The organism is Rhizobium sp. LjRoot98, from assembly GCF_964252935.1.
In the GTDB taxonomy this organism is placed as follows: domain Bacteria; phylum Pseudomonadota; class Alphaproteobacteria; order Rhizobiales; family Rhizobiaceae; genus Pararhizobium.
The window spans coordinates 1-10,098 of sequence record NZ_CAXUPW020000033.1 but is presented as its reverse complement, the minus strand read 5'-3'; the positions used below and the strand labels follow the sequence as shown (position 1 = coordinate 10,098).

6 protein-coding genes and 1 pseudogene are annotated in these 10,098 nt (G+C 61.5%); 2 read left to right on the top strand and 5 right to left on the bottom strand.

What is annotated here, in order from left to right; all coding sequences use genetic code 11:
- Positions 1–827 (bottom strand): ParB/RepB/Spo0J family partition protein (locus tag ACSQ3J_RS30965; protein ID WP_436041115.1); only part of this gene is annotated, 827 nt, incomplete at its 3' end.
- A gap of 357 nt (positions 828–1,184) precedes the next feature.
- On the opposite strand from ACSQ3J_RS30965, the gene ACSQ3J_RS30960 reads away from it, so the two are divergent.
- A complete protein-coding gene (locus tag ACSQ3J_RS30960) occupies positions 1,185–1,733 on the top strand; it encodes a hypothetical protein (RefSeq protein WP_436041114.1) in 549 nt (182 codons plus the stop codon).
- 176 nt (positions 1,734–1,909) lie between these two features.
- Here ACSQ3J_RS30960 and ACSQ3J_RS30955 read toward each other — a convergent pair whose 3' ends face one another.
- The 4 genes from ACSQ3J_RS30955 to ACSQ3J_RS30940 all read right to left on the bottom strand — a co-directional run bounded on the left by ACSQ3J_RS30955 (position 1,910) and on the right by ACSQ3J_RS30940 (position 9,171).
- The gene (locus ACSQ3J_RS30955) at positions 1,910–7,000 is read right to left on the bottom strand and encodes a lactate dehydrogenase (protein ID WP_436041113.1); all 5,091 of its coding nucleotides are present in this window, start codon (positions 6,998–7,000) and stop codon (positions 1,910–1,912) included.
- 91 nt (positions 7,001–7,091) lie between these two features.
- Positions 7,092–7,697 (bottom strand): DUF1419 domain-containing protein, encoded by a 606-nt coding sequence (locus ACSQ3J_RS30950; RefSeq protein WP_436041112.1) that lies wholly within the window; start codon positions 7,695–7,697, stop codon positions 7,092–7,094.
- Between the two features lie 64 nt (positions 7,698–7,761).
- On the bottom strand, positions 7,762–8,856 hold the full coding sequence (locus ACSQ3J_RS30945) for a DUF3991 and toprim domain-containing protein (protein WP_436041111.1): 1,095 nt from the start codon (positions 8,854–8,856) through the stop codon (positions 7,762–7,764).
- Positions 8,857–8,994: 138 nt separating this feature from the next.
- On the bottom strand, positions 8,995–9,171 hold the full coding sequence (locus ACSQ3J_RS30940) for a hypothetical protein (RefSeq protein WP_018326273.1): 177 nt from the start codon (positions 9,169–9,171) through the stop codon (positions 8,995–8,997).
- A gap of 139 nt (positions 9,172–9,310) precedes the next feature.
- Between ACSQ3J_RS30940 and ACSQ3J_RS30935 the strand changes: the two are divergent.
- Positions 9,311–10,098 (top strand): annotated as a pseudogene (locus tag ACSQ3J_RS30935) (IS3 family transposase); the annotation flags it as partial.

Below are 10,098 nucleotides of genomic sequence, written 5' to 3'. Positions count from 1 at the left end.
CCCTTCTTCGGCAGTTCCGGCTGGCCCCAGCTGTTGACCTCGACGATCGCGCCGCGTTTCGGCAGATTGTTCGTCATCCATTCGTGCTGAGCGCCGAGAAAGCCTTCGACATTGGTGGTGTAGCGGCAGTCCTCGTCGGCCGGTGCGAAGAGGTCCTCGACCCATTCGATGCCGTAGGCCTGAGCCAGGTCGTCACCGAAGCTCGCGTCCCTAGCATACATGCGCTTATTCGTGAGCGCATTTGCGATCTGCCACCATGGCGCCGTGTCACCCTTCTTGGGCTTGTGCGCTTTCCAGACCTCCTTCTGGTCGACCTGGCCGGCAGCGGCGATCACCCGCAACTGTTGCTCGGATGGCATGTCGCCCAGCGCCATCTGTTCGAGCATGGCTGGAAGCACATTGGCGAGCAGGCGCAGCTTGCGGATCTGGCGAACGGGGAGGGCGAGAGCGACGGAGATCGCTTCCTCGGTCCAGCCGAGAGCAACAAGGCGTTCAATACCTCGCCATTGATCGACGGGATTAAGCGCTTCACGAACGCTGTTCTCGACCATGGAACGCATCGCGCCATTGTCGTTGGCTGCATCAGCTACGAGGATTTCGATCTCTTCGAGGCCGGCAGCGATGGCGAGGCGGACGCGGCGATGGCCAGCGTCAATGATGTAGCCGTTGCCACCATCCGTCTCCGGGGCAACCACTGGCGGCTGGACGATGCCGACGGCCTTGATCGTGGCCAGCATTAGCGCATCAGCCTGCGGCGACGACTTCGACTGGCGCATCCGGTCGGGGTTTTCCTTCAGCGCGCGCGGGTCAACCTTGATGATCTGCATGGGATTTGTCCTTGTCTAGAGAGTTCCGGACCGGCGCCATGCCAGCCCTTCCTGTCTTCATTTTTCTCGAAGACACCTCCCGGACCGCCGAACGGCCGGACTGACGCAATTGCGACCGAGCATCCCCGCTGCGAAGGACAAGCGGGGCTGACAGTCCTGCGAAGAACGAGTGGCCGGGATAGCGCAGGTGGCGGTTGAGCAACTGCGTCGGCAGGACGTCCGGTCGGCGACCGCTTTCTTGATCTATTCTTCCCTGCAACTCTCCTCCTTTTGATTGCAGGCCAAGCTTCTTTCAGCTTAATCGAATGTCGTTGCGGCGCATGGTTCGAAACCGATCGTTCGGACCGAGGGGGAAAGATGGACGAAAAAGACAAACCGGGAGAGGCCAGAGGCCTTGGGCCTCGCTGGAACATAAAGCCTCAAGGCCAGGCGCAGATCAGCGGCGTGATCGTGGGGGAGGTGCTAGACGCAGTGCGTGGCGCAAGCATCTCGTTACTAAGAGATCTTGGCATCAAAGCGAAGCTTGGGCCCTTCGATCTATCGATCGCGGTAGGCCAGTCACGCGAAACAGTCGATGAGCGATTAAAGAAAATCGACGCCGCCCGACAAAACATGCGCGAGGCGCTCGAGGCTATTGACGAACTGGGGATCCAAACTGACAGGAACAAGGCAGAGCTTTCGATGCTTGCGACAGCGATAGCAGCTGCGAAAGATCAAAAGTCGACTTTGATTACAGAAGCGCAGGCACTTGAGGCGTTGAAAGCTATTGAGACGGAAGCAGTCCGAAAAGCGCTGGGAGTACCGACGAAAGCGCAACGGTGGGCAGAGCGCGGTATCGCCTTCTTGCTTGGTGTACTGGGATCGTACGTCGCATCGGTCTTGTGGCAAATGACGTGGCCACAATAAGACGGCAAGAAAAAAGGGCCGACGGAGTAAACCGCGGCCCATAAAGTGTGGAGATCATTGACCTCCAGAGGGGAACAGCTGCTGCGGCGGAACTGGGAGGACACCGCCATCTGCATCAGCTGCAGGCTTTATGCCTGATTTTTGGCCAATCGGAAAACATTTATTGTGCAATGCAGCTATGCGGCCAGCGCGTTGGTCTCATTGCCGAGGCCGCCCGCCAGCTGAGTTTCGATGTCACGGTGCTCGCGCCGTTTCTCCTTCAGATCGTCAGCGAACGCGAACGCTCCTCCGTCTCGGGAACGGTATGAGGCCAGCCGGCGCCCGGCCTGTTCTAGACGTCGGCAATACTGACGCTGTTCCTGATCGAAGCCGTCGAGTCCATGCTCCAGCCGTGAGATCGCGCCCAGCGGCGTGACCGTGATCGCCAGCTCGATCTCTTGACTTACGCCCGTGCGCTGAAGCAACGTCTCGTAGCGATAGCCATCGCCCTTGCCGAACCTCTCACCCTCATAGACAAGATCGAATCCGCCGATCGTGGCAAGATGCACCTCGCCCTCATGCTGAAGCTGCAGAAGCGTGAGGATTTCCTTCATCAGCGCCCGGCCGGCCTCCTTGCGCTCGGCATGTTCCTTACCGAGCACCGTCATGGTGAAGGCATCGCCGGTGGTAGATTGTAGCCGGGCGATGTCCTGGCCGATTTCCTCAATCCGCCGGGTTGAGACCTCGATTTCGCGCTCGGCATCGCGCATCTGCCGGCGGACGGCGTATTGATCGTCCTCGTGGGCGGCCCGCAGCCGTTCGAGCCGTGCGATATCGGCCTCAAGCCCGGCCTTCTGCATCAGCCGCTCGTCGCCGGAGGCAATGGCCTTGGCCATCGCGAACTGGTTGGCGGCACCTTCTCCAACATCTTCCAGCCGCCGGATCGACGTGTCGCCCGACAGCGCTGCGGCAATAAAGCGGGCTTTGCGCTCATTGTTCTGCCACATGCTGGCATCGAGCGAACCCTCGGTGGCATAGGCGAAGATATCGACCTCGTCGTGCTGGTTGCCCTGGCGCACGATCCGGCCTTCCCGTTGCTCGATCTGCGACGGCAGCCATGGCACATCGAGGTGATGGAGCGCCTTCAGCCGAAGCTGGGCGTTGACGCCCGTGCCCATCGTTTCAGACGAGCCGATCAAGAAGCGAACCTTGCCGGCCCTGACGTCGCCGAACAGTCTCTGCTTGGCTTCGGTCTTCTTGTAGTCCTGCATGAAGGCGATTTGCGAGGCCGGCACGCCGAGCCGGATCAGATCGTCGCGGATAAAACGATAGGCCGAGAAGCCGCGGGACTTTTCGACATTGATTGTGCCGAGATCGGAAAAGATCATCTGGGCTGCCCCTGGTAGATCAAAGTCTTTACCGTCGGGGCGCCGATAGATGGCTTCCTCGGTTTCCTTCCAGATCCGATGGGCATTGCGGACGAGCAGATTGAGCTTGTTGTCCTCCTCGTTTTCAGCCGCCGGCATGACGAAGCGCAGGTCGATCGCCGCATGGCGCCCATCAGTGATGACGGACAGCAGTATGTCGTCACCGGGCTTGGCGGGCCCCTCACGCTGCTCGATCGCCTTGATCCTGCTGCCGAGGGTCTGCTGATAGGTCTTGAACAGTGCCGTCGGCTTGGCAGTCATGATCTGCCGCCGGCCGGTCGAGATGTTGGGCACCTTAACATACTGCCGGAGATCCTCGGGCATCACCACATCGGCAAACGAGCGGAACATTGCGATCAGCTCCGGCACGTTGACAAAGGATGCGAAGCGGCTGACCGGCTTGTATTTGCCGGATGGCTGGATCTCCAATTCCGTAGTTGTATCGCCGAAGCAGGATGCCCAGGCATCGAATTCGTGCAGCCCACGCTCGGCAAGCGCCGCATGACCGAGCAGGCGCTGGATGGAAAACATCTCGCCCAGCGTATTGGTGATCGGCGTACCGGACGCCAGCACCAGAGCGCGGCCAGGGTTCTTCGTTTCGACGTAGCGGGACTTCACATAGAGATCCCAGGCCCGCTGCGAGCCGTTCGGATCGATGCCCTTCAGCGTCGACATATTGGTGGCGAAAGACAGCTTGCGGAATTCCTGCGCCTCGTCGACGACGATCTGGTCGACACCAATCTCCGAAATGGTGAGAAGATCGTCTTTGCGGGTCGCCAGACCTTCGAGCCGCTCCTGCAGTCCTTCCTTCAGCCGCTCGAGCCGCTTGCGCGACACACGGTCCTCGCTGTCCGCCTTGGTCAAAAGATCCTCGTAGAGCTGCAGCTCTTCGTGGATCATCTCCTGTTCGAAGGCAGACGGCACGGCAATGAACCGGAACGCCGAATGCGTGATGATGATCGCATCCCAGGTTGCCGTCGCCGCCCGCGACAAAAAGCGGGCGCGCTTGTCCTTGGTGAAGTTGGTCTCGTCGGCGACGAGGATACGGGCATTCGGATAAAGGCCTAAAAACTCGCGAGCCGCCTGCGCCAGGCAATGGCCGGGCACGACCAGCATGGCCTTGGCGATCAGTCCAAGCCGGCGCTGCTCCATGATGGCCGCGGCAAAAGTCATCGTCTTGCCGGCGCCGACGGCATGGGCAAGATAGGTCGAGCCGTCGGCGATGATCCGCCAGATGCCGCGTTTCTGGTGCCCATACAAAACAAAGGCGCCGGAGGCGCCAGGGAGTTTCAGGTGGGAGCCGTCGAATTTCCGAGGCGCGATATTATTGAAACGGTCATTGTAGTCGCGGGCCAGCCGGTCGGTTCGATCCGGATCGGTCCAGACCCAGTCCTGGAATGCCTGCTTGATCCTTTGGAGCTTGTCGCGCGCGGCTTCGGTGTCGACGACATTGAGCACCCGGCGCTCGCCGTCGGCATCCTTGAAGACGTCGAAGATCTGAGGGACCCGGCTGTTGAGCGCGTCGGACAGCAGGTCGCCGGCGTGGCGGCGGCTCGTTCCCCATTCCGATGTGCCAGCGGCGCTATAGCCGAGTTGACGAGCCTCGACTGTCCAGGACCCAAGCTCCGGCATGTGGTAGATGCGGATTTCCGCCTCCATCTTTTGCCTGACGAAGGCGACGACATCGGTGGCCGGGATCCACGGTGCGCCGAGGCGGGCTGTGATGTCGGAGGGGCGGAGATCAGCCGGCTGGACCTCCTGGAGGGCGCGGACATTGCGCTCATAGGCGGGGTCGAGCTCGGCCGCTGCCTGCGCGGCGGCGAGCTTCGTGCGGACGGCCCCTGAAAGATATCCGTCTGCCGTCTTCCACGATCCATCGGCCGGATCACGGAAGATGGCCTCGCCCAGCGCGTCGACCACATCAGCAGGATCGCTGTGCAGCAGCTCGGCGACATGGTCGATATCGACGTGGCCTCGTTCATTCAGCACGACGGCGAGCGCATCGGCAGGAGACGTGATCGTCGGCGCCGCGGGCGGAGCAATCACGCGTTCGGAGAATATCGGGCCGGGTCTTGCCGTGTCGGTCTCCAGATCATAGTCCTCGATCGAGGCGACCAGCCAGCAATCCGGATCATCGCGGAAGGGAGCCAGGTTCGGCTGGCGATGCGTTTCCTTGACCTCGCCGGTCTCGAGATCCTCTTGAACGGACACGACTGTGTGGTTGATCGGCCCGAAATCGCGCACAAAACTCGACCAGGCGATGCGCAATCGCACCTGGAGATCGCGCCATGGCCGATCGGTTTCTTGCGCCTTCAGGACCTCACGCACTGCATCGCGGATCGGGATCAGCTTTGAGACGATCCGAACGTGTTTTTCCGGGATTCCATCGCCTGAGCGACCCTTGCGGACGGTGACCGGCGCGGCCGATCCGTCGAGCATCTGCATCAGACCCTTCGACCGGTCGAGGAAGAAGCTGCCCTCGCGAACAATCCCGCCCTTCGGCTGCAGATCGACGATCTCGCCGAGTTCGTCCTCCAGATCAATATCGATCGGTGTCGGCTCGCCGTCATAGAGATCGGCCGGCAGGAGGTCGATGGCAGCGGCGAGGGCAGTTTCCAAATCCTCTCCATCGCGTGGGCGGCAGGTGTAGGTCTCGCCGAACGGGCCGGAGGTCAGGGCGTGTGTGCCGAGCACGAAGTCCGGATGCCGACCAAACCAGCGATTGACCCTGATGGCGCTTTCATCGTCGGTGGCAGGCCTGATCTCATCGACATCCAACCACAGCCGATTTCCCTCCAGCTCTCCGGGCTTCCGCTTGCGGAAGAAGAGGATGTCGACAACGACATCCGTGCCGGCGTCGCGACGGAAGCTGCCCTCGGGCAGGCGGATTGCTGCGATCAGGTCAGCGGATTTGGCGATATGCTCCCGTGCTGTGGTATCGGCCTTGTCCATGGTGCCATGCGAGGTGACGAAGGCGGCGAGCGCGCCGGGCTTCAGCAGGTCAATCGACCGGGCGATGAAATAGTCGTGCAAACGAAGGCCGAGCGACCGGTAGGCGCGGTCGGAGCGGACGCTGCGATCGGAGAAGGGTGGATTGCCGATGGCGAGATCGTAGATCGGAGCCAGATCCGTACGGGCAAAGTCGCCATTGATGATCCGCGCCTTCGGCTGAAGCAGGCGGGCGATGCGGGCGGTGACCGGATCGAGCTCGATCCCGGTCACATAGGCGGCGTCGCGATATGGCTCCGGCATCAGGGCAGGGAATAGCCCCGTGCCAATGCCTGGCTCCAGCACCCGGCCGCCGCGCCAGCCCAGTTTCTGGACCCCAGCCCAGATTGCGCTGATGATGAACTCTGGCGTGAAATGCGCATATTGGGTGCAGCGGGCAAGTGACGCGTAGTCGCTCTCGCAAACCGCGGTCTCGAGCGAAGAACCAATATCGTCCCAGCCCTGGCGGAAATCGACCTCGCCTGGCCGACGGAACATACCGTTGGCCAGTTCGCCGGCGCCGAAGCCGGTGAAGCGGATCAACTGCGCCTGCTCCTTGGGTGTCGCCGGCCGGTCCTGCTTGGCAATGCCGTCGGCGACAAGGATCGCCGCGACATTGGCGCGGGCGCGATCCCTCCAGGCGGTGGCAAGCCTGCGGTCACCGTCGAGATAGAAGTTTGCCCGAAGCCTTGCACGCCGGACAGGCGTGGCAGCGACGGGGAGGGCGGGTGCAGGTGCTGGCGGCAGGGGATCCGGATCGTCGTCATTGGCGGCATCAGGCGAGAACCCGCCGAACGCTGTCACGCCAAGCCCGAGGCCGGACGAAAGCACGCTCGAGCCGAACATGTCTGATGTAAAGGGATCGTTGCTCATGAGAAAAGCTCCTTTGGATTGAGGGCGTGCGCCATCGCTCGGCCAACGAGAAGGCCGCTTTCGGCGCGAAATTTGCGAATGATGATCCGGCTCAGGCGGCCAGCGATGCGGGGAGGTGGCGCAAATGGACCGGCAGCTTTGCCGCGATCTCGTCGTCGGACAGGGTATCGAGCAACTTCAGGAACGTGCCTTCACTGCCACCGTAGAGCATCACCGTGCGATGGCCCTGCATCGCCGTCGGCCAACGCGCGCCGGCATAGCCTCGATAGTCGTCGGTGGTCGTGCTCCATATATGCTCAAGCCGTTCTTCGCGGCTCATGGCCCGGACTGGTCGGGTTTCGCGGTCAACGATTGCGGTCCGCATCGCCTCGACAGAGTTCGGGTCCGCGAGATCGCAGTAGGTGTGAAAATAACGCACCGCTTCGTCGATCCGGATCGCGTAAAACACCGAGGTCACCGAACCGGTCATGAATTCACGCATCGCAAAGATCGGCCCACGCATCCAGAGCGGCGGCAGAATATCCAGCATATAGGAGTAGGAGATCTCGTCGATCTCGAACCATTCGCCGGCATAGACGGCAGACTGGTCGCCAGCAAAGCGGCCGGGGCGCATCGCGTGCCTGTCGAACATCCGGAACATGTCGGCGCGCTTGGCCGCTCCTTGAAAGATTTTGCGGGGAAGGGCTATTGAGGTCATCAGCTTGATCCTTTCGGGTTTTGGACCGAAGGCAGCACAAGTCGTTTCGACCTCGCCATCCTCTTCAGTCCTTCATGACCTCTTCCGCGCTGCCGGCCTCGTGTCCGACCGGGTCAAGGGCCGGCGCATGCCGGGCGGAGCCTCCCTTGATGCGGCCGGCGCGCATGCGGCAGGCCTCGTTATTCCTCTCGGTCTTCCTTTCCCGTTTTTCCCTCTCCCTGTTTTGGAGAACCTCGTTCCAATCCTCCGCCGGCGGACGTAGCCGCTGCCAGTCACAGCCGTACGCCTCGGCAAGCGAACGCAGTCGTTCTGCGTAGGCGTCCCCTTGGGAATTGGCATCCGTGGCCGCGACCAGTGTCAGTCCCGGCCGCACAGCATGTTCGGCAAGCGCCGCATCTGTGGCCGGAGACCACCCTCCGCCCGTGCTGAGATAGAGAGTTTGTTCGCGCGGACCTTCGAGCGCCGCAAGGCTCATCGCGTCGATCGCGGCTTCGGTGACGCAAAGACGAGAGGCATCGCTTGGTCCGAAGCGGAAAAGAACCTTCGAGCCCCCGGTCGTAAAGCCACGCCAGTCGGGACCGCGCTCTTCCCAGCCGACGACGCGTCCCTCGCTATCGACATGGGCTGCCCACATACTGCCGAAGGGTCCTTCCCGCAGGACACCCTCCCGGATGGCCTGCAGGGCGATGGCAACCGGAATCCAGCGGGTCCAGCACAGATAGCGCCACGCACCGGATCCGGGCGAAGGCGTGGGCCGGCTGCGCCAACGGTCGCAAATGTCTTTTACGGGTATTGAAGACCGCGAGGACCTCCATGCCGGCCGGGAGAGTTGAAACCCGACAAGTGAAGCCACCGCTTCCACTGCGGGCGGGAATGGGATCCTTTCGAGGAACATGGCAAGGCCAAAGATGTCGCCTTTCTCGTCGCTGAGCGGATCGAACCAGCCGCATCCGTCATGCGTGACAATGACGATGTTGCCGCCGCACCGGTATTTAACCGCTCGGCGCGTGCTCTCTTTTAGATCGATTTCATAACCGGCTCGTTCCAGCACGGCTTCGCAACTCACCTTGGCGCGCAGCGCCTCCAACTCTTCTCTCTTCATTGTTTTCCGATCGCTCGTCGATCGCCCTTCTTTTCCAGTCCGCATACCTGCGGTCATCCTCGTTTCCGCCGCGAAGAATGGAGGGGGCAAGGGCGCGGCAATCAAGGTGCAGATTTGCACCGGGCCGCGGCGGAGCTTCCCTTGCGGCCAACAGGTCGCCAGCGGCATTTCTGAGTGGTGAGGGACATGCGGGTCTCAATGAGACCCGCGGGGGAAATATTCATGCACGATCTCAAGATCGTCTTCGTCATCGAGTTCGTCGGACGGAAGGACGCCGAATTCGTCGCCGGATTTGAACAGGGTGACGGGAACCATGAGGATGCGGGAAAGCGAAAATGCGTGGCTTTGGGCGAGTGCAAGATCCTGTGCCATGTGAGAAACCTTCGTCCGGAGCGGGCCGATCCCGCTCGATGGCTCCTCAAAGGACCGGAGACGGTCGCGATCACCGCGCAGACGAAGGCGGAGCGGCGGCAGCTTGCTAGCCGACCCCGATAGTGGGTTGATCGACGGAGATCCGGACATGGTCCAGGACGCCATCCGCCGAAAGCTCTGAGGCCTGTCCGGCAGCGCAAGCTGATCGACGGGATGCTGGTGGACTGGGGCATATCGATCCGACGGGCCTGCGAGGTCCTGAAGTTCGATACATCGACCTACCACTACAAGTCCCGCCGCACCGGACAGGCCCCACTCGAACGACGCATCAAGGAGATTTGTGAGACACGCGTGCGGTATGGCTACCGCCGTGTCCACGTTCACTTACGCCGTGATGGCTGGAAGATCAATATGAAGAAGACACGCAGGATTTACAGCGAGTTAGGACTTCAGCTGCGCAACAAGCATCCGAAGCGCCGGGTGAAGGCAAAGCTCAGAGAAGATCGCCAGGAGGCTGTCGGGCCGAACGACGTCTGGGCGATGGACTTCGTTCACGACCAACTCGCGACCGGCAAGAAGTTGCGCATCCTGACCGTGGTCGACACGCACTCGCGTTACTGCCCGGCCACCGACGCACGCTTTACCTACCGGGGTGAGGATGTCGTCCAAACCCTAGAAGGCATCTGCCGGAAGACCGGGTATCCGAAGACGATCAGGGTGGACAATGGCAGTGAATTCATCTCTCGCGATCTCGATCTGTGGGCCTATGCCAACAATGTCACCCTGGATTTCTCTCGGCCCGGTAAGCCGACCGACAACGGGTTCATCGAGGCCTTCAACAGCAAGCTGCGGTCGGAGTGCCTGAACGCCCATTGGTTCCTGACCCTTGCGGATTCCCGCGAAAAGTTGGAGAGTTGGCGTCGATAC

Bases quoted from the DNA above. Each gene is read 5' to 3' on its own strand.
- ACSQ3J_RS30950 (WP_436041112.1), bottom strand. From the start codon at position 7,697: ATGACCTCAATAGCCCTTCCCCGCAAAATCTTTCAAGGAGCGGCCAAG.
- ACSQ3J_RS30955 (WP_436041113.1), bottom strand. From the start codon at position 7,000: ATGAGCAACGATCCCTTTACATCAGACATGTTCGGCTCGAGCGTGCTT.
- ACSQ3J_RS30940 (WP_018326273.1), bottom strand. From the start codon at position 9,171: ATGGCACAGGATCTTGCACTCGCCCAAAGCCACGCATTTTCGCTTTCC.
- ACSQ3J_RS30945 (WP_436041111.1), bottom strand. From the start codon at position 8,856: ATGACCGCAGGTATGCGGACTGGAAAAGAAGGGCGATCGACGAGCGAT.
- ACSQ3J_RS30960 (WP_436041114.1), top strand. From the start codon at position 1,185: ATGGACGAAAAAGACAAACCGGGAGAGGCCAGAGGCCTTGGGCCTCGC.